Source organism: Streptomyces sp. NPDC058685 (genome assembly GCF_042714725.1).
GTDB lineage: Bacteria > Actinomycetota > Actinomycetes > Streptomycetales > Streptomycetaceae > Streptomyces.
On sequence record NZ_JBHXSL010000001.1, the window covers coordinates 49,663 to 67,670 of the forward strand.

Genomic DNA, 18,008 nt, shown 5'->3' on the forward strand with positions numbered 1-18,008 from the left:
GCACGCCCCCTCCCGGCGGGCGAGCACGTGCCTCGTTGCGGTGCGGGCACACGCGAAGCCGAGCCCGTTCGGGCAGCCGGGGTGGGATGCGGCGCGAAGCTGCCGCAGCTAGGGGGTGTGGGGGCACAGCCCCAAAGGATCACCTTTCCACCCGCACCGGACAGTGCGGGTCACCCCGCCCGGGCGGAGCCGCACACCGGCAGGAACGCACCCGGCGCCGCCCAGCTGCCGCAGGCAAGGGGACGTGGGGCGCAGCCCCACAGGAACCTGTTCCCATCCGCACAGGCGGGGTGCCGTTACCCAAGCCGCGCGAAGCTCCCGCAGGCACCGGGGCCTGGGGGCGCAGCCACCAAGACCTTTCCCACCCGCACCGGACAGGTGCGGTCAGCCGGGCGTGGGGCGCCGGCCCCACAGAACATTCCACCCGCACCGGGCAGGTGCAGGCACCCTCAGTGCGGCGTGCGCGAACGCCAGGGAACTTCCACCGTCACCGTCGTCGGTCCGCCCTCCGGCGACTCCAGGACGAACAGTCCGTCCACCGCCCCCAGCCTCTCCGCCAGCCCTGCCATCCCCGTACCGCCGTCCAGCCGCGCGCCGCCCTTGCCGTCGTCCGTGACCTGGATCAGCAGGCGGTCCCGTGTGCGCCAGACATCGACCGTCACGCTCTTCGCCTGCGCGTGCTTGCTGACGTTCTGCAGCAGCTCGGACACGGTGAAGTACGCGATGCCCTCGATCGCCTCGGCCGGTCGCTCCAAGAGGTCCACCGTCACCTTCACCGGTGCCGTGCAGCGGGAGGCGACCGAGGAGAGCGCGGCGTCGAGGCCGCGGTCGGTCAGGACCGCGGGGTGGATGCCGCGCGCGAGGTCGCGCAGCTCCTGGAGGGCGAGCTTCACCTCGCCGTGCGCCTCGTCGACCATCGCCGCGGCCGCCGTCCTGTCCAGTTCGTCGCCGCTGAGCTTCTCCTTGGCGAGGCCGAGGCCCATGGCGAGGGCGACCAGCCGGGCCTGGGCGCCGTCGTGCAGATCGCGTTCGATGCGGCGGAGGTCGGCGGCGGCGGTGTCCACGACGACCCCGCGGTCGGACTCCAACTCGGCGATCCGCTGCTCCAGTTCGTCGGACGGCGAGAGCAGCCCTCGTGCCATCGCGCGGTCGGCGTTCGCGAGTCCGCGCGCGATGAAGGGCAGTACGGGCCACAGGACGAACAGGCTGACCAGCGTGGTGGAGAAGGTGAGGACCCCCCACGGCAGCCGGATGAAGCAGTACAGGACCGTGCGCCAGGCGACCGGGTCCTTGAGGGTCGCCCACAGGCGGGGGAACATGCCGCCACTGCGGTGCATCCCCGACAACTTGCTGGGTTCGTCGATCCGTACGCCGAGCAGCGCCCTCGTCCGCGCGCGCTCCGCCCTGCCGAGCCCGCGCGCCCCCATGAGACCGAGGGCGAGCAGCGGCAGGCCGATGACCGTGACCGACAACAGCACACCGTTGAAGATCAGCAACGTCACGTAGACGAAGCCGACCAGCGACACCGGCAGATTGCAGAGGAGATGCGCGATCTCCTTCCAGGTGTGACTGCCGAACGCGAATCGCGCGGGTGGCGGCCGGTCATGGTCGGATGCGGTGCTGCTCACGGTCATACGGGCCAGCCTGCCGAACCGCGCCGCCGCGCGCCATGGGGTGGATGGGTGGGATGAAGTAGGGATAACCCCACCCGCTGCGCGACGCGACTTCTTACGGTCCCTTTAACGGGCCTAGACTCCCGTGCATACAGATCGTCGATCAGATCGCCAACGACGTCAGGGAGCGAGGGGCGGACGTGCCGGAACCGACCGTGGCCGTGCTCGCGGCGGACTACTTCGAGAGCTATTCGGTCGTCGGACTGCTCGCGCTGATCGGCGTGCTGTTCGTCGCCGTGGCGTTCGGAGCGGGCCGGCTGCTGAGGCCCGTGGTGCCCACGCCGGAGAAACTGCTGACGTACGAATGCGGCGTCGACCCCGTCGGCGAGGGCTGGGCGCACACCCAGGTCCGCTACTACGTGTACGCCTTCCTGTACGTGATCTTCGCCGTCGACTCGATCTTCCTCTTCCCCTGGGCCACGGTGTTCGCGGCGTCGGGATACGGCGCGACGACGCTCGTGGAGATGTTCATCTTCCTCGGCTTCCTGGCTGTGGGACTGCTCTACGCATGGAAGAAGGACGTCCTGACATGGACGTGACCCCGACCCCCACCTCGCATCCGGCCCCACCCGCGGACACGGAGCTGCTGCCGGAGCCCCGCCGACTCGGTGTTCTCTCCCGGCTGGCGCCCGAACCGATGAAGGTGGTCCTCAACTGGGGCCGCCGCTACAGCCTGTGGGTCTTCAACTTCGGACTCGCCTGCTGTGCCATCGAGTTCATCGCCGCGTCGATGGCCCGGCACGACTTCATCCGCCTCGGGGTGATCCCGTTCGCGCCCGGCCCGCGGCAGGCGGACCTGATGGTCGTCTCCGGCACGGTCACCGACAAGATGGCGCCCGCGGTCAAGCGGCTCTACGAGCAGATGCCGGAGCCGAAGTACGTGATCTCCTTCGGCGCCTGCTCCAACTGCGGCGGTCCGTACTGGGATTCCTACTCCGTGACCAAGGGCGTCGACCAGATCATCCCCGTCGACGTCTACGTCCCGGGCTGCCCGCCGCGGCCCGAGGCACTGCTCCAGGGGATCCTCAAGCTCCAGGAGAAGATCGCACGGGAGTCGCTCGGCGAGCGCTACGGCACCGCCCGCCCCTCCGTGGGCGAACTGCGCAGCCCTCTGGTGACCCCGCCGGCCGCGCCGGGAGGCGACCGGTGACCGCATACGACCGTCTCCCGGACGCCGTCACGGACATCTTCGGCGAGGAGGCCACGGCCGAGCTGGCGTACGAGCTGCTCACGGTCGACGTGCCCGCGGAGTCGTGGATCCCGTCCCTGGAGATCGCCCGTACGCAGCTGGGCTGCACCTACTTCGACTGGCTGAGCGCGGTCGACGAGCCCGGCACCGGCTTCCGGGTCTGCGCGCACGTGGTCTCCCTGGAAGCCGGCCGGGTCCGCCGGCTGCTGCTGCGGACGACGGTCCCGCACGAGGCGCCCGTCCTCGCCTCCGCCGTGACCGTGTACGCGGGAGCGGCCTGGCACGAGCGCGAGACCCACGAGATGTTCGGCGTCGGGTTCACCGGCCACCCGCATCTCGTACCGCTGCTGCTGCCGGAGGAGTTCGAGGGCCATCCGCTGCGCAAGGACTTCGTCCTCGCCGCCCGGGTCGCGAAGGCCTGGCCGGGTGCCAAGGAGCCCGGAGAGTCGGAACACGGCGGCCCCAAGCGCCGCCAGATGCTCCCGCCGGGCGTGCCCGACCCCAACGAGTGGGGCCCGCTCAAGGGCCAGCTCCCGCCCGCCCCGAGCCGCCCGGCCCGTACGCCCCGAGCGGCAGGCGCAGCCGGAGCCGCGGCCGGTGCGACGGACCGCCCGGCCCGTCGCACCCGTACGGCGGGGGAGGGCTCGGCGAGCCAGACAGCGGCGGAGGGTGCTCCCGTACGGCGTTCCCGCAGTGTGAGCGAGGGGTCGGCGAGCCAGGCGGGCGGCGAGGGTGCTCCCGTACGTCGTTCGCGGAGTGTGAGCGAGGGCTCGGCGAGCCAGGCGGCTGCGGAGGCCACGCCCCCGGAGGCACCTCAAGACCCGGCGCCCGAGACACCTGCGCCCGAAACGGCAGCTCCCGAGGCATCCGCGCCCGAGGCACCCACGCCCGAAGCCGCTGCGGCGAAGACCCCGGCAGCCACCACCGCACCGGCGGATGAATCGGCTTCCGGAGAGGCCAAGCCCCGGCGCCCCGGCAGCTCCGACGCCCCCTGGCACCACGCCCGCCCGGCATTCGAAGAGCCGGACGCGGCTGCGGAAGCCGCCACAGGCGCGGGCGCCGACTCCGAAACGGCCCCAACGCCCGAGCCGCGTACGGACCCCGGCACGGGCACGGACCCCGACACGGGCACGGACCCCGACACGGGCACGGGCCCCGGCTCGGACACCGGGCCCCGCACAGAGCCCGCGGACGGCAGCGCCGGCGACGACACCGCCGCCGAGCCCGACGCCCCGTCCGACGGCACCGACGGCAACGAAGACACCCGCACCCCCCGCCCCCCGGACAGGCCCGAGGGCGGGCCCCATGAGACCGCCGGAGGCGACCCCGCGTGAACGACGCTCTCGACGTCGCCTTCCGGCTGCTCGTCGTCTTCGCCGTCTTCCTCGTCCTTCCCCTCGTCATCGGGCAGACCGAGCACAAGGTGATGGCCCATATGCAGGGCCGCCTCGGCCCCATGTACGCAGGCGGGTTCCACGGCTGGGCCCAGCTCGTCGCTGACGGCGTCAAGTTCGCGCAGAAGGAGGACGTGGTCCCGGCCAACGCCGACCGCCGCATCTTCCAGCTCGCCCCCGCCGTCGCCCTCCTCCCGTACCTCCTCGTCCTGGTCGCCATCCCGATCGGCCCGAGTGAGGGCGCGGTCGGTGAGGTCGTCGACGCGGGCATCTTCTTCGTGCTCGCCGTGATGGGCGTCGGCGTGCTCGGCTCGCTGATGGCGGGCTGGGCGTCCGCCAACAAGTTCTCCCTTCTCGGTGGTCTGCGGACCGCGGCGCAACTGCTGGCGTACGAACTGCCGATGCTGCTCACCGCCGCCTCCGTCGCGATGGCGGCCGGCACGGTCTCGCTGCCCGGCATCCTCAATGCCTTCGAGTGGTGGTGGCTGCCCTGGCAGATCGTGGGCGCTCTCGTCTTCTTCATCGCCGGACTCGCCGAACTCCAGCGCCCGCCCTTCGACATGCCGGTCGCCGACTCCGAGATCATCTTCGGCGCCTACACCGAGTACACCGGGCTGCGGTTCGCACTGTTCCTGCTCGCCGAGTACGCGGGCATCGTCGTGCTCTGCGGCCTGACCACCGTCCTGTTCCTGGGTGGCTGGCACGGCCCGATGGGCGCCGACGGACTCGGCTGGGTGTGGACCCTGCTCAAGACCGGTGTGCTCGCGTTCGTCGTCATCTGGCTGCGCGTCACCTATCCCCGGATGCGCGAGGACCAGTTGCAGAAGCTCGCCTGGACGACGCTCGTCCCGCTCGCTCTCGCCCAGATCGCTCTCACCGGCATCGTGAAGGTGGTGATCCAGTAATGCCGCCGATTCCCGGATCCGGCCTCGCCAAGGGCCTGGCCGTCACACTGCGGACGATGACCAAGAAGACGGTCACCCACCAGTACCCGGACGCGCAGCCCGAACTCCCGCCGCGCTCCCGCGGTGTGATCGGCCTGTTCGAGGAGAACTGCACGGTCTGCATGCTCTGCGCCCGTGAGTGCCCCGACTGGTGCATCTACATCGACTCCCACAAGGAGACGGTCCCGGCCGCCACCCCCGGTGGCCGGGAACGCAGCCGCAACGTCCTCGACCGTTTCGCGATCGACTTCTCGCTCTGCATGTACTGCGGTATCTGCATCGAGGTCTGTCCTTTCGACGCGCTGTTCTGGTCACCGGAGTTCGAGTACGCGGAGACCGACATCCGCGAACTCACCCATGAGCGGGACAAGCTCCGCGAGTGGATGTGGACGGTGCCCGCACCGCCCGCCCTCGACCCGGGTGCCGAGGAGCCGAAGGAGATCGCGGCGGCCCGCAAGGCCGCCGAGAAGCTCGCCGCGGCGCAGGCGCAGGCAGGGGAGCAGGCACAGGCGGGCGACCCTGCTCCCGGCGCTCCCGGCGCTCCCGGCGCTCCCGGCGCTCCCGGCGCTCCCGGCGCTCCCGGCCCGGAGCGTCCGGCATCGCCGCCCCCGGGTGAAGGAGGCACGGCATGATGCTCGCCGCCGCACCCCAGGGCTTCCTCTCGCCGACCGGTGTCGAGATCGCCTTCCTGCTCGTCGGCCTCGCCACCCTCGGCGCGGCCGTCATCACGGTCACCACCAAGCAGCTGGTGCACGCCGCGCTCTGGCTGGTCGTGGCGCTCGGCGGCCTGGCCGTCGAATACCTGCTGCTGACGGCCGAGTTCATCGCCTGGGTGCAGGTCCTCATCTACGTCGGTTCCGTCGTCGTCCTCCTTCTCTTCGGGCTGATGCTCACCAAGGCCCCCATCGGCCGCTCCCCGGACGCCGATTCGGGCAACCGCTACGTGGCTCTGGCCGTCGCCGGCGTCGCCGCGGCCGCCCTGGTCTGGGTGGTCGTGGACGCCTTCCGCGCCACCTGGATCAACCTGGACGGGCCCGCGCAGGGCTCCACCAAAGTGTCCGGCGAATACCTCTTCCGGCACTGGGTGCTGCCCTTCGAGGCGCTCTCCGTCCTGCTGCTCGCCGCGCTCGTCGGCGCCATCGTCCTGTCCCGCAAGGGCTCCAAGGCCCCCCAGGGGGAGAGCTGATGCACCTCGCCTATCCCGCCGTGCTCGCCGTCCTCCTCTTCTGCGTCGGCCTGTACGGCGTGCTCGCCCGGCGCAACGCGATCCTCGTCCTGATGTCGGTCGAGCTGATGCTCAACGCCGTCAATCTCAATCTCGTCGCCTTCGACGTCTGGCTGCGCGACACCGTGCACGCCGGACAGGCGCTCACCCTTTTCACCATCGCCATCGCAGCCGCGGAGATCGGCATCGGTCTGGCGATCGTCCTGATGGTCTACCGCAACCGCGGGTCCTCGGACGTCGACAGGCTCCGCGACACCGCCGAAGGCCACGACGGCAGTTCCGACGAACCTGACGCCACCGCTTCGGCGCAGAAGGCTGAGGCCACCGCGTGACGACCACGACCCTCGCCGTCCTCGTCCCTCTCCTCCCCTTTCTCGGCGCGGCGGCCGGACTGCTGCTCGGCCGGACCGCCCCCGGATTCGTCCGCCCCCTGGCGGTCCTGCCCACCCTGACCGCGTTCGCGCTCGCCGTGGTGGTCGCCGTGCGCCAGGGCGGGGGCAAGGCGATCGACGCCTCGACCCAGCTCACGCCCACGGGTTCGGTCCCCATCGACCTCGCGCTGTACCTCGACGGCTTCGCGGTCCTGGTCGCCGTCCTCGTCGGCTTCGTCGCGACCTGCGTGCAGATCTACTCCACCGGCTATCTGCGCGACGACCCGCGCTACCCCTCGTACGCGGCTCTCGTCTCCCTCTTCACCTCCGCGATGCTGCTCGTCGTCTACTCCGGCGATCTGATGGTGCTCCTGGTCGGCTGGGAGATCATGGGCATCTGCTCGTACTTCCTCGTGGGCCACTACTGGGAGACGCCCGAGGCGCGCGCCGCCTCCCTCAAGGCCTTCCTGGTCACCAAGCTCGGCGATGTCCCCTTTCTGATCGGCCTGTTCGCGCTCGCCGCCGATGCCGGCACGTTCCGGATCACCGGGATCCTCGGCTCCGTGGCGGCCGGTGGCCTCGACCATCCGACGCTGGTGGCGCTGCTGCTCCTCGCGGGTGTGGCGGGCAAGTCGGCGCAGTTCCCGCTGCACACCTGGCTGCCCGACGCGATGGCGGGCCCCACTCCCGTCTCCGCGCTGATCCACGCGGCGACCATGGTCGCCGCCGGTATCTACTTCGTCGCCCGTCTCCTCCCTGTCTTCGCGGCTTCCGCCGCTGCCCTCACCGTCCTGGCCGTCATGGCCGCCGTCACGATGGTCGGCTCGGGCCTCGCCGCCCTCGCCCAGGACGACATCAAGCGCGTCCTCGCCTACTCGACCATCGGCCAACTCGGTTACATGTCGGGTGCCCTGGCCGTCGGAGACCGTGGCGCGGCCGTCTTCCACCTCATGGCGCACGGTGCGTTCAAGGCGCTGCTCTTCCTCGCCGCCGGCGTGGTCATCCATGCCGCCGGCACCAACTCCCTGGCCGCCATGTCCCGGATGACGGGCCTCCCCAAGCGCATCCCCGACGCCTACTGGACGATGACCGTCGCCCTGCTGGCCCTTGCCGCGATCCCTCCCTTCGCCGGCTTCTTCTCCAAGGAAGCCGTTCTCGTGGCCGCCGAGCACACCGCGCTCGGAGACTCGGCCGTCGCCCCGGTCGGCGCGGGCTGGATCGTCCTCGTCGCCGGCCTGGTGACGGCCCTGCTGACCGCCGCTTACGCGATGCGCCTGTGGCTCCTCGCCTTCCACGGCCGCGGAGCCGAAGCTCCCGACCACGGCCGCGAACCCCTCTCCATGAACGCCGTGCTCTGGGTGCTGGCCGTCCCCTCTCTCGGTTTCGGTCTCACGGTCGGCTACTTCGACGACTGGTTCGACGGGCACAGCCTCACCCCGACCGTCACAACAGCCGTCCTCGGCACAGGAGTCGCCCTGGTCGGCGGACTGATCACCTACGCCGCCTGGCGCGCGCTGCAGTACCGCCGGGGCCCCGCCGCGACGCCCATGGGTGCCGTCGCCGCCCACCCCGACGCGGCTCCCTCGGTCTCCGAGGCCGAGGCCGTCGCGACCCACACCCCCGCCTACGGCGACATCGCGTCAGCCCCCGACCCGTCCGACCCGGGCCGCCTGCTGCTCGGCCCGCTGCACGGCGCGGCGGCCACCGGCTTCCATCTGGATGCCGTCTACCGCGCGCTGTTCGTCCGGCCCGTCCAGGCCGCCGCCGTACTGGTGCGTTTCCTCGACCGCGAGGTCGTCGACACCTACGTCCGCGGGGCGGGCACCGGCAGCAACTGGCTCGGATGGCTCGTCCGGCGCGCCCAGACCGGCAATGTGCAGACTTACCTCGGCGCGCTGCTCGCCGGCTCCGCGGTCCTGGCGATCGCCGCCGTCATCCTGTCCACCGTCAACGCGGGATCGTGAGCCGTGATCGATATCAGCGAGTCCGTGATGCAGTTCCTTCTCGCGTTCATCGTCGTCGCCCCGCTCGCCGGCGCGGCCGCGGCCCTGCTGCCCGCCCCGCCCGGTCTCCGCGGCACCGGCCCCGACCAGGCGGTCCTGCGCCACGGCATCACGGTCACCGGAGCCGTCCTCGTCGCCACCGTCGTGCTGGCGCTCGGCTTCGACCACGACCACCCGTCGAGGATGCAGGCCACGACGGACATCAACTGGATCCCGGCACTCGATGTGCGGATCCACCTCGGCATCGACGGCATTTCCCTCCCCCTTGTCGTGCTGACCGCGCTGCTGACCTTCCTCTGCGCTCTCTACAGCTACTTCAAGATGCCTTCGGGCCCGTCCCCGAAGGCCTTCGTCGCGCTGCTGCTCGTCCTCGAATCCGGGACGCTCGCCACCTTCGCCGTACTCGATCTGCTGCTGTTCTTCCTGGCGTTCGAGATGGTCCTCATCCCGATGTACTTCCTCATCGCCCGCTGGGGCGGGGAAGCGCGGCAGGCCGCCGCCTGGAAGTTCATCCTCTACACGCTGCTCGGCTCCGTGGTCATGCTGCTCGGCCTGCTGCTGATCGGGCTGAAGACCGGCACATTCGACATGGTGGCACTCGCCACTGACAACGGCCGTGGACTCACCTCGTCCGTGCAGGTCATCGCCGTTCTGGCGATCGGTCTCGGCCTCGCCGTGAAGACCCCGATGTGGCCGCTGCACAGCTGGCTGCCCGATGCCCACACCGCCGCCCCGACCGTCGGCTCCGTCCTGCTCGCCGGGGTCCTGCTGAAGATGGGTACGTACGGATTCGTCCGTATCGTGCTGCCGATCGCGCCCGACGGCATGCACACCTTCGCGCCGTACCTCGCTGCCTTCGCCGTCGCGGGCATCATCTACGGATCACTCGCCTGCCTCGCCCTGGCCAAACAGGGCGCCGGCGGCGACCTCAAGCGCCTGATCGCCTACTCCTCCGTCGGTCACATGGGCTTCGTCCTTCTCGGCATCGCGACGATGACCCCCACCGGCGTCAACGGCGCGCTGTTCGCCAACATCGCCCACGGCCTCATCACCGGCCTGCTCTTCTTCCTGGTCGGCGCCCTCAAGGACCGCTACGGGACCGCCGACCTCGACACCCTCGCCGGCGCCACCGGAGCCGCCCTCTACGGCCGCGCTCCCCGCCTCGGCGCCCTCCTCGCCTTCGCCGCCGTCGCCTCGCTCGGTCTGCCCGGTCTCGCCGGGTTCTGGGGCGAGATGCTCGCGCTGTTCGGCGCCTTCGACCCCGCCGACGGCCTGAGCCGGCCCGCGTTCCTCACCTTCATGGCGATCGCCGCGTTCGGCACGCTGCTCACCGCCGCTTACCTCCTGGTCGTCGTGCGCCGTGTCTGCATGGGCGCGCTGCGGTCCGAGGAGCAGGAGACCCCGGCCCTCGCCGACGTCCAGACATACGAGTTCGCCGCCTGGACGCCGCTCGTCGCCCTCACCGTCCTCGCGGGACTGTGGCCCGCGGTCCTCCTCGGCCTCACCGACCCGGCCGTGCAGAAGCTCCTCTCAGGAGGCAAGTCGTGACCGTGGCAGCCGACAGCGGCACCAGCCTCGTCCAGTCCGTCGACTGGCTCGCGATCGCACCGCCGACCATCGTGGCGGTCGTCGGTCTGGTCGTCCTGGTGGCCGACCTGTTCACGCCGGAGAAGCGGAAGCATCTGCTCGGCTTCGTCGCGACCGCCGGTCTGGCCGCCGCGCTCGTCATGCTCGTACCGCTGCGCAAGGGCGACCGGGAAACCTTCTGCCTGACCACCGACACCGCGGCGTGCAGCTACACCGCGGACCACTTCACCCTGGTCATCCAGTTCCTCGTGCTCGGCGGCGCGCTGCTCACCGCGCTGCTGTCGCTCCACGAGACGCGCACGAAGCTCCCCGCGGGCGAGTTCTGGTTCCTGCTGCTGTCGTCCGCCGCCGGAGCCGCCCTGCTGCCCGCGTCCCGGGACCTCGCCACCCTCGTCGTCGCCCTCGAGGTCGCGTCGCTGCCCGCCTTCGCCCTCGTCGGTCTCCGCCGCGGCGACCGGCTCTCCAGCGAGGCGGCGCTCAAGTTCTTCCTCTCCTCGGTCACCGCGACCGCCGTCATGTTGCTGGGCGTCAGCTTCGTGTACGCCACGACGGGCACCCTCCACCTCACGCGGATCGCCACCGAGCTCGACGACGTCCCCGCACAACTGGACACGCTGGCGCAGGCTGGGGTCGCGCTGACCCTCGTCGGCTTCGCGTTCAAGACGGCCGCCGTCCCGTTCCACTTCTGGGTTCCCGACACCTATGTGGGCGCGCCGCTGCCCATCGCCGCCTATCTCTCCGTCGTCGGAAAGGCCGTCGGTTTCTCCGGCCTCATCCTGGTCACCGTCATCGCCTTCCCGGGCTACGCGGACATCTGGGGCCCGGCGATCGCCGTGCTGGCAGCCCTCACCATGACCGCGGGCAATGTGGCCGCCCTGCGCCAGTCGGCCACGCGCGCGTGGAGCGCGGTACGCCTGCTGGCCTGGTCGTCCGTGGCCCAGGCCGGCTACCTCCTGGTGCCGATCGCTGCCGCCGCCTATTCCAGCGACGACCAGATCGGTGCCACGGTCGCGTACGCCCTCATGTACGCCGTCGTGAACCTCGGTGCCTTCGCCGTGGCGGCCCTGGTCGCCCGCAGCCGGCCGCTCAACCGCGTCGCCGACTACCGCGGTCTCTACGCCACCCGCCCGCTGGCCGCCCTCGCCATGGGCTTCTTCCTGCTCTGCCTGGCGGGCCTGCCGCCCGGCATCATCGGCCTGTTCGCCAAGGTGACCGTCTTCTCCTCGGCGGTCGACGCGGGCCTGGGATGGCTGGCGGTCGTCATGGCCGTCAACGTCGTGATCGCCCTGTACTACTACCTGAAGTGGACGGCGGTCCTCTTCCGGGCCCCCGAGGGTGTGGCCGAAGGCGCCGAGGCAGGTTCCGGCGAGGCCGAACCCGTCCACAAGGGAGCGCCGGCCCCGGTCACCGTCGTCATCGTGCTGGCCGCCGTCGCCGGCATCGCTCTCTCCGGATACCCCCAGCTGATTCTGCGCTTCGCGGCGGGCACCCTGTTCTGAGGCTCACCCGAACGGCTCACTCCGAGGCCGGTAGCACAAGGGAACTAGCGTCCTTCGCCTGGCGTTGACCAGTACAGAAGGGTCCACTGGACAGTGGAGCACCACCACGCAAAGGGTCCCCTGCCGCACCACTTGGAGGGCGTACCGTGCACCGCCGGCACAATGGGCTGAAGACCGCCGTACTCCTCGGGGGACTGTCCGCAGTCATCCTCGTCATCGGCAGCTTCTTCGGCCGTACGGGCCTGCTCGTCGCTCTCCTCGTGGCGATCGGCACCAATGCGTACGCCTACTGGAACAGCGACAAGCTCGCGCTGCGGGCCATGAGGGCCCGCCCGGTCAGCGAGTTCGAGGCCCCCCAGCTCTACCGGATCGTCCGCGAGCTCTCCACCGCCTCGCGCCAGCCCATGCCCCGGCTCTACATCTCGCCCACGCAGGCGCCCAATGCCTTCGCGACCGGCCGCAACCCGCGCAACGCCGCGGTCTGCTGCACCGAGGGCATCATGCAGATCCTCGACGAGCGGGAGCTGCGCGGCGTCCTCGGCCACGAGCTCAGTCATGTCTACAACCGCGACATCCTGATCTCCTCGGTCGCCGGAGCGCTCGCTTCCGTGGTGATGTTCCTGGTGAACTTCGCCTGGCTGATCCCCGTCGGCCGCTCGGACGACGACGACGGCCCCGGCATCCTGGGCTTCCTGCTGATCCTGATCCTCGGGCCGCTGGCCGCCTCCATCATCCAGCTCGCCATCAGCCGTTCCCGGGAGTACGAGGCGGACGCCTCGGGCGCCCAGATCACCGGCGATCCGCTGGCCCTGGCGAGCGCCCTGCGCAAGCTCGACGCCGGTACGAAACAGCTGCCCCTGCCGCCCGAGCCGCGCCTCGAGACCGCAAGCCACATGATGATCGCGAACCCCTTCCGGCCGGGCAGGGGTCTGTCCAAGATGTTCTCCACGCATCCACCGATGGCGGAGCGCATCGCCCGACTCGAACAGATGGCAGGTCGTCGACCGTGAAGACAATCCTGAACGTCATTTGGCTCATCCTGTGCGGCTTCTGGATGTTCCTCGGATACATGGTGGCGGGCCTGGTGCTCTGCATCACCATCATCGGCATCCCGTTCGGTCTGGCCGCGTTCCGGATCGGTATCTACGCGCTCTGGCCCTTCGGTTACACCGTCATCGACCGCCGGGACGCGGGCGCCCCGTCCTTCGTCGGCAACATCCTGTGGCTGATCCTCGCCGGCTGGTGGCTGGCTCTCGGCCACATCTTCACGGGCATCGCCCTGTGCATCACCATCATCGGCATCCCGCTGGGCGTCGCGAACTTCAAGCTGATCCCCGTCTCCCTCGTGCCGTTCGGCAAGGAAATCGTCCCGTCGGACGAGGCGTTCGGGGTCCGCTGACGCGCGGGGCGAACACCGCCGCGAGCGCGGACTCGCATGGGCGGTGCGCCGTGCCGGTGCCTCAGCCGCGGCGTCGTATTCCGTAGACGAGTGCGCCCGCCCCCACGACGGCCGCGCCGGACAGCACTGATGACAGGGGCAGCGCGAAGGCGAGCAGCACACAGCCGGCGAAGCCGAGAATGGCCACCACTCGCCATCGGGAACCGAGCGTGAAGGCCGAAGCGTTGGCAATTGCGTAGTACATGAGCACGGCGAACGACGAGAACCCGATGGCGCCCCGCACATCGGCCGTCGCCGCCACCACCGCGACGACGGCTCCCACCGCCAACTCCGCCCGGTGGGGGACCTGAAAGCGCGGGTGCACGGCTGCCAGAGCGGTCGGCAGGTGACCATCCCGAGCCATGGCCAGCGTCGTCCGTGAGACGCCGAGAATCAGCGAGAGCAACGACCCGAGCGCCGCCACCGCGGCACCCACCCGCACCACCGGTACGAGCCACTGCGCGTCCGCGGCCCGCGCCGCCGCCGCGAGCGGAGCGGTGGCCCGCCCCAACTCGCCCGCGCCCAGGACGGAAAGGACCGAGACGGCCACACACGCATAGACGACCAGAGCGATGCCGAGCGCCAGCGGGACGGCGCGTGGGATCGTCCGTGCCGGATCGCGCACCTCCTCGCCGAGCGTCGCGATCCGCGCGTACCCCGCGAACGCGAAGAACAGCAGCCCGGCCGCCTGGAGCACACCGCCCGCCGAGACATCCGCATCCACACCGAGGCGCCCGAAGCCGGCCGAGCCCGAGGTGAGAGAGGAGACGACCACCGCCGCCAGGACGGCCAGCACGACCGCGACGATCACCCGTGTCAGCAGCGCCGATTTCTGCACACCGGTGTAGTTCACGGCCGTCAGAGCGATAACCGCGGCGACCGCCACCGCATGCGCCTGCCCCGGCCAGGCGTACGTCCCCACCGTCAGCGCCATGGCCGCACACGAGGCCGTCTTACCAACGATGAACGCCCAGCCCGCCAGACAGCCCCAGAACTCGCCGAGCCGCTCACGCCCGTAGACGTAGGTCCCGCCCGACGCCGGGTAGCGAGCGGCCAGCCGGGCCGACGACATCGCATTGCAGTACGCGACGGCCGCGGCGAGTGCCAGTCCCAGCAGCAGCCCCGAGCCGGCGGCCCGTGCCGCCGGGCCGAGCGCGGCGAAAATGCCCGCCCCGACCATCGACCCCAGGCCGATCACCACGGCATCGGACAAGCCGAGCGACCGTCTCAGCTGCTGTGTCATGTGCCGCACCTTACGGATCTTTGCAACCGCGGCCCGACGGCGGGACGTCTTCGAGAACACCACCGTACGAAAGGCAGGTCACGGCAATGAGCATCATCGGCTGGATCATCCTCGGACTGCTCGCCGGGGCCATAGCCAAGATCCTGCTGCCGGGCCGCGACCCGGGCGGCCTGATCGGCACCACGCTCATAGGCGTCGCGGGAGCGTTCATCGGCGGCTGGATATCGGCCCGCTTCCTGGACCGGTCGATCAGCAACGAGTTCTACGACGGGCCGACCTGGGCCGCCGCGATCGGTGGATCTCTCGTGCTCCTGATCGTCTACCGGCTGCTGTTCGGCCACTCCCGCTCGCGCTGACCCGCCGGCGGGCCGTTCCACGGAAGCGAGGCCGCGCTCGCGCTGACCCGCCGAGGGGCGCGTGCCACGGAAGCGAGCCCCCGCTCGCGCTGATCCGGCCCCGGGCAGTTCCACGCAGCCGAGCCCTCAGCCGGGCAGGCCCGTCTCCCGCAGGGTGATGTTCAGCCGTCCGCTGCTCAGGCCCGTCGCGGGGTCGGCGGTGCCCGGGTACACCTTCGGCACCCCGTGGTACGCGAAACGAGCCGGCCCGCCGAAGACGAACAGATCGCCGGAGACCAGCTCCACATCGCGGTAAGGGCGCCCGCGCGTCTCGGTGTTGCCGAAGCGGAAGACGCAACTGTCCCCGATGCTCAGCGACACCACCGGGGCACCCGACCGCTCTTCCTTGTCCTGGTGCATCCCCATCCGGGCCGAGCCCTCGTAGAAGTTGATGAGCGCGGTGTCGGGGGTGTACTCCGCGCCCTCCGCGCCCTCCGCCACGTCATCGCCCTCCACGGCGGCCCGGCCGTACACACCGCCCAGGTCGTACGCCGCCTGCACAGCGGTACGGCCCAACTCGACCAGCCAGCCCGGGAACGGGGCGACCCGGGCGCCGTTCACATCGTCAGCCGTGCGGGTGTAGCGGTACGGCTGCCAGTGCCAGCCGAGACACACCGTCTGCACCGACATGACGCCCCCGCCCGGCAGCGCGGTGTGCCGGAGCGGGACGGGGCCGCGCGCCCAGGACCGGCACGCCTCGACCAGCTCCCGCTGGCCTTCCGGCGGAAGCCACCCCGGCACATGCACCGCGCCGGGGGCGATCACCGCCGGGTCCCTGGGGAACAGGGCCGCGCCGCTCACGACGCGGGCGTGCCCTCGAGACCGAGGAGCCGTTCCTTGCGCTCCACTCCGGCGGCGTAGCCGCGCAGGGCTCCGTCCGAGCCGATCACCCGGTGGCACGGCCGGACGACCAGCAGCGGATTGCGCCCGATCGCGGTGCCCACCGCCCGCACGCCGACCCGCGACGTACCGACACGGGAGGCGATCTCCGCGTACGTCGCCGTGGCGCCGTACGGGATCTCCTCCAGCGCTGCCCATACGCGCCGCTGGAACTCCGTGCCGCCGTCCACGTACTCGATGTCGAAGTGGGTGAGACCGCCGGCGAAGTACGCGGTCAGCTGCCGGCCGATCTCCTCGAAGGCGACGGGATCGTGCCGCCAGCCGTCGAGGACGACGGCGCCGCCCTTCTGCTCCGGCAGCGAGAGGGAGGCGAGCGCGGTGCCGCCGTTCGCCGTGGCCGACTTCTCGCCGACCAGCAGCAGTTCGCCCAGGGGGCTGTCGATGGTCGTGTAGACCGTCGTGGCGGTCATGGCCCTGTCCTTTCCTCGCGGCATGTTCTGCGTCCTTGCGCCTACGAGTCTGCGCCGCCCGGGCCGCCGAAGCTGGCGGGATTCGGACATCGCGCCAGGCACCGCCCACCGGTCCCGAGCCGCCTGCCACCGGCGTCCCGGTCCCGCCTCGCCCGCCCGGACGAGGCGGGGGAGGAGCGGCCCGGCCGCTCCGCCCCCGGTCCGCCCGGCGAGCACCCGTGGTCAGCGGTAGTTCACGAACTGAAGGGCGAAGTCGAAGTCCTGCCCCTTCAGCAGTGCCTGCACGGCCTGCAGGTCGTCCCGGCTCTTGGAGCTGACCCGGAGCTCCTCGCCCTGGACCTGAGCCTTGACGCCCTTGGGGCCCTCGTCACGGATGATCTTGGCGACCTTCTTGGCGTTCTCCTGGGAGATGCCCTCCTCGATGGAGGCGAAGATCTTGTACTCCTTGCCGGACAGCTGCGGCTCGCCCGCGTCCAGAGCCTTCAGCGAGATACCGCGCTTGACCAGCTTGGACTGGAAGACGTCGAGGATGGCCGTGACCCGCTCCTCGGAGTTCGCCTGCATGAGGATCTTTTCGCCGGACCAGGCGATCGAAGCCCCGACGTTCTTGAAGTCGTAGCGCTGAGAGATCTCCTTGGCGGCCTGGTTGAGGGCGTTGTCGACCTCCTGCCGCTCGACCTTCGAGACGATGTCGAAACTGGAGTCGGCCATGTCCTGTGGCTCCTTGTATCGGGTGCGTGGAGGAGCGGCCGGAATCCCCGAACCGCACGGGCAAGCCTAGCCACCCGCACCCGCCCCGAGCGCTGATCAATCCGGTGGCGGAGCACCCCCGGGCATCAGGTATCGTTTACGTCGTTGCCACGGAGCACCGCCGACAAGCGGACCTCCAGAGGCGACATCCCATGGCGGTGTGCCCGAGTGGCCAATGGGAGCGGACTGTAAATCCGTCGGCTTAGCCTACCCAGGTTCGAATCCTGGCGCCGCCACGCGAAGTGATGGCCCCTGATCTGCGGAAACGCAGGCCAGGGGCCATCGTCGTATACCCGCGGCGCGACCGTCCCGCCCGGCCCGATCGCGCTCGCCCGCCGTGGCCGTCGACGCGCCGTGGCCGCGATCCACCGGCCCGAACTGCACCGGTGCCGTGCCCTCTTCGCCGGGCCGTTCGAAGGCGACGGACCCCGCCCGGCTCTCCTTCCTCCTAGGATCGGGTCATGAGCCGGACCGACCGTGGCAGCCGCGTGATCGCGGCCCCACCGGCGACCGTCTACGGCGCCCTCCTCGACCGGACGTCCCTCGAAGCCTGGCTGCCGCCGGACGGTATGCGCGGGCGGATCGAGCGATGGGATCCCCGGCCCGGCGGCGGGTTCCGGATGGTCCTCACGTACCTCGACGCCGCCGACAGCCCCGGCAAGACCTCGGACGCGACGGATGTCGTCGATGTCGGGTTCGCCGAGCTGGTGCCGTCCGAGCGTGTGGTGCAGACGGCGGTGTTCGAGGCCGACGACCCGGCGTACGCGGGCACCATGACGATGACCTGGTATCTCACTGCCGCCGGCGACGGGACCGAGGTGACCGTCACCGCCACGGACGTGCCGCCCGGCATCGATCAGGCGGATCACGAGGCCGGGATCGCCTCCTCGCTGGCCAACCTCGCCTCGTACGTCGAAGCCCTCGGCTGAAGGTCCCCGGAGACGGGTGACAGCGAGCGCGATGCCCGGCCGGCACCGTCCGTCAAGG

General features: G+C 70.8%; 19 protein-coding genes and 1 tRNA gene. 15 read left to right on the top strand and 5 right to left on the bottom strand.

Features of this window, described 5'->3' with window-relative positions; genetic code table 11:
- Positions 1-449: 449 nt before the first annotated feature.
- Positions 450-1,634: a sensor histidine kinase gene (locus ACFWU3_RS00220; RefSeq protein WP_384428916.1), complete on the bottom strand. Its 1,185-nt coding sequence runs from the start codon at positions 1,632-1,634 to the stop codon at positions 450-452.
- A gap of 179 nt (positions 1,635-1,813) precedes the next feature.
- Between ACFWU3_RS00220 and ACFWU3_RS00225 the strand changes: the two genes are divergently transcribed.
- The 12 genes from ACFWU3_RS00225 (at position 1,814) to ACFWU3_RS00280 (ending at position 13,284) form a co-directional block, all read left to right on the top strand.
- Positions 1,814-2,212 (top strand): NADH-quinone oxidoreductase subunit A, encoded by a 399-nt coding sequence (locus tag ACFWU3_RS00225; RefSeq protein ID WP_384428919.1) that lies wholly within the window; start codon positions 1,814-1,816, stop codon positions 2,210-2,212.
- Positions 2,203-2,823: an NADH-quinone oxidoreductase subunit B gene (locus ACFWU3_RS00230; RefSeq protein ID WP_384428921.1), complete on the top strand. Its 621-nt coding sequence runs from the start codon at positions 2,203-2,205 to the stop codon at positions 2,821-2,823. Before ACFWU3_RS00225 ends, ACFWU3_RS00230 begins: the two co-directional genes overlap by 10 nt.
- Positions 2,820-4,196 carry an NADH-quinone oxidoreductase subunit C gene (locus ACFWU3_RS00235; protein WP_384428924.1) on the top strand — a complete coding sequence of 459 codons (1,377 nt, stop codon included), beginning with the start codon at positions 2,820-2,822 and terminating at the stop codon, positions 4,194-4,196. The genes ACFWU3_RS00230 and ACFWU3_RS00235 overlap by 4 nt, the downstream gene beginning before the upstream one ends.
- A complete protein-coding gene (locus ACFWU3_RS00240) occupies positions 4,193-5,161 on the top strand; it encodes a complex I subunit 1 family protein (protein ID WP_313944727.1) in 969 nt (322 codons plus the stop codon). The genes ACFWU3_RS00235 and ACFWU3_RS00240 overlap by 4 nt, the downstream gene beginning before the upstream one ends.
- Positions 5,161-5,832, top strand: a complete 672-nt coding sequence (locus tag ACFWU3_RS00245; RefSeq protein WP_384428926.1) for a NuoI/complex I 23 kDa subunit family protein — start codon at positions 5,161-5,163, stop codon at positions 5,830-5,832. Before ACFWU3_RS00240 ends, ACFWU3_RS00245 begins: the two co-directional genes overlap by 1 nt.
- Positions 5,829-6,386, top strand: a complete 558-nt coding sequence (locus tag ACFWU3_RS00250; protein ID WP_384428929.1) for an NADH-quinone oxidoreductase subunit J — start codon at positions 5,829-5,831, stop codon at positions 6,384-6,386. Before ACFWU3_RS00245 ends, ACFWU3_RS00250 begins: the two co-directional genes overlap by 4 nt.
- Positions 6,386-6,757, top strand: coding sequence for an NADH-quinone oxidoreductase subunit NuoK (gene nuoK / locus ACFWU3_RS00255; RefSeq protein WP_313944724.1), 372 nt, complete (start codon positions 6,386-6,388; stop codon positions 6,755-6,757). The genes ACFWU3_RS00250 and nuoK overlap by 1 nt, the downstream gene beginning before the upstream one ends.
- Entirely contained in the window at positions 6,754-8,760 is a 2,007-nt protein-coding gene (locus tag ACFWU3_RS00260) for an NADH-quinone oxidoreductase subunit L (protein WP_384428932.1), read from the top strand. Before nuoK ends, ACFWU3_RS00260 begins: the two co-directional genes overlap by 4 nt.
- A 27-nt stretch (positions 8,761-8,787) precedes the next feature.
- Entirely contained in the window at positions 8,788-10,347 is a 1,560-nt protein-coding gene (locus ACFWU3_RS00265; protein ID WP_384429558.1) for a NuoM family protein, read from the top strand.
- Positions 10,344-11,885 (top strand): NADH-quinone oxidoreductase subunit N, encoded by a 1,542-nt coding sequence (locus tag ACFWU3_RS00270; protein ID WP_384428935.1) that lies wholly within the window; start codon positions 10,344-10,346, stop codon positions 11,883-11,885. Before ACFWU3_RS00265 ends, ACFWU3_RS00270 begins: the two co-directional genes overlap by 4 nt.
- A gap of 146 nt (positions 11,886-12,031) precedes the next feature.
- A complete protein-coding gene (gene htpX, locus ACFWU3_RS00275; RefSeq protein ID WP_384428938.1) occupies positions 12,032-12,895 on the top strand; it encodes a zinc metalloprotease HtpX in 864 nt (287 codons plus the stop codon).
- Positions 12,892-13,284, top strand: coding sequence for a YccF domain-containing protein (locus tag ACFWU3_RS00280; RefSeq protein ID WP_384428940.1), 393 nt, complete (start codon positions 12,892-12,894; stop codon positions 13,282-13,284). Before htpX ends, ACFWU3_RS00280 begins: the two co-directional genes overlap by 4 nt.
- A gap of 61 nt (positions 13,285-13,345) precedes the next feature.
- On the opposite strand, the gene ACFWU3_RS00285 is transcribed toward ACFWU3_RS00280, so the two are convergent.
- Complete coding sequence (locus tag ACFWU3_RS00285) at positions 13,346-14,566, bottom strand: APC family permease (protein ID WP_384428943.1); 1,221 nt, start codon at positions 14,564-14,566, stop codon at positions 13,346-13,348.
- An 86-nt stretch (positions 14,567-14,652) separates the two neighbouring features.
- On the opposite strand from ACFWU3_RS00285, the gene ACFWU3_RS00290 reads away from it, so the two are divergent.
- The gene (locus tag ACFWU3_RS00290) at positions 14,653-14,922 is read left to right on the top strand and encodes a GlsB/YeaQ/YmgE family stress response membrane protein (protein WP_313944718.1); all 270 of its coding nucleotides are present in this window, start codon (positions 14,653-14,655) and stop codon (positions 14,920-14,922) included.
- Positions 14,923-15,048: 126 nt separating this feature from the next.
- Here ACFWU3_RS00290 and ACFWU3_RS00295 read toward each other — a convergent pair whose 3' ends face one another.
- From ACFWU3_RS00295 to ACFWU3_RS00305, 3 genes are all read right to left on the bottom strand, one after another.
- Positions 15,049-15,762, bottom strand: coding sequence for an alpha-ketoglutarate-dependent dioxygenase AlkB family protein (locus tag ACFWU3_RS00295; RefSeq protein ID WP_384428947.1), 714 nt, complete (start codon positions 15,760-15,762; stop codon positions 15,049-15,051).
- A complete protein-coding gene (locus ACFWU3_RS00300) occupies positions 15,759-16,271 on the bottom strand; it encodes a methylated-DNA--[protein]-cysteine S-methyltransferase (RefSeq protein ID WP_384428950.1) in 513 nt (170 codons plus the stop codon). Before ACFWU3_RS00300 ends, ACFWU3_RS00295 begins: the two co-directional genes overlap by 4 nt.
- A 222-nt stretch (positions 16,272-16,493) precedes the next feature.
- Entirely contained in the window at positions 16,494-16,982 is a 489-nt protein-coding gene (locus ACFWU3_RS00305; RefSeq protein ID WP_313944715.1) for a YajQ family cyclic di-GMP-binding protein, read from the bottom strand.
- Positions 16,983-17,175: 193 nt separating this feature from the next.
- Here ACFWU3_RS00305 and ACFWU3_RS00310 point away from each other — a divergent pair.
- Positions 17,176-17,257 (top strand) — tRNA-Tyr (locus ACFWU3_RS00310).
- Positions 17,258-17,482: 225 nt separating this feature from the next.
- Positions 17,483-17,950 carry an SRPBCC family protein gene (locus tag ACFWU3_RS00315; RefSeq protein WP_384428954.1) on the top strand — a complete coding sequence of 156 codons (468 nt, stop codon included), beginning with the start codon at positions 17,483-17,485 and terminating at the stop codon, positions 17,948-17,950.
- Positions 17,951-18,008 lie beyond the last annotated feature (58 nt).

Excerpts from the sequence above, each read along its gene's own strand:
- ACFWU3_RS00220 (WP_384428916.1), bottom strand. The coding sequence starts at position 1,634 with ATGACCGTGAGCAGCACCGCATCCGACCATGACCGGCCGCCACCCGCG.
- ACFWU3_RS00230 (WP_384428921.1), top strand. The coding sequence starts at position 2,203 with ATGGACGTGACCCCGACCCCCACCTCGCATCCGGCCCCACCCGCGGAC.
- ACFWU3_RS00245 (WP_384428926.1), top strand. The coding sequence starts at position 5,161 with ATGCCGCCGATTCCCGGATCCGGCCTCGCCAAGGGCCTGGCCGTCACA.
- ACFWU3_RS00250 (WP_384428929.1), top strand. The coding sequence starts at position 5,829 with ATGATGCTCGCCGCCGCACCCCAGGGCTTCCTCTCGCCGACCGGTGTC.
- nuoK (WP_313944724.1), top strand. The coding sequence starts at position 6,386 with ATGCACCTCGCCTATCCCGCCGTGCTCGCCGTCCTCCTCTTCTGCGTC.
- ACFWU3_RS00265 (WP_384429558.1), top strand. The coding sequence starts at position 8,788 with ATGCAGTTCCTTCTCGCGTTCATCGTCGTCGCCCCGCTCGCCGGCGCG.
- ACFWU3_RS00285 (WP_384428943.1), bottom strand. The coding sequence starts at position 14,566 with ATGACACAGCAGCTGAGACGGTCGCTCGGCTTGTCCGATGCCGTGGTG.
- ACFWU3_RS00290 (WP_313944718.1), top strand. The coding sequence starts at position 14,653 with ATGAGCATCATCGGCTGGATCATCCTCGGACTGCTCGCCGGGGCCATA.
- ACFWU3_RS00300 (WP_384428950.1), bottom strand. The coding sequence starts at position 16,271 with ATGACCGCCACGACGGTCTACACGACCATCGACAGCCCCCTGGGCGAA.
- ACFWU3_RS00305 (WP_313944715.1), bottom strand. The coding sequence starts at position 16,982 with ATGGCCGACTCCAGTTTCGACATCGTCTCGAAGGTCGAGCGGCAGGAG.
- ACFWU3_RS00315 (WP_384428954.1), top strand. The coding sequence starts at position 17,483 with ATGAGCCGGACCGACCGTGGCAGCCGCGTGATCGCGGCCCCACCGGCG.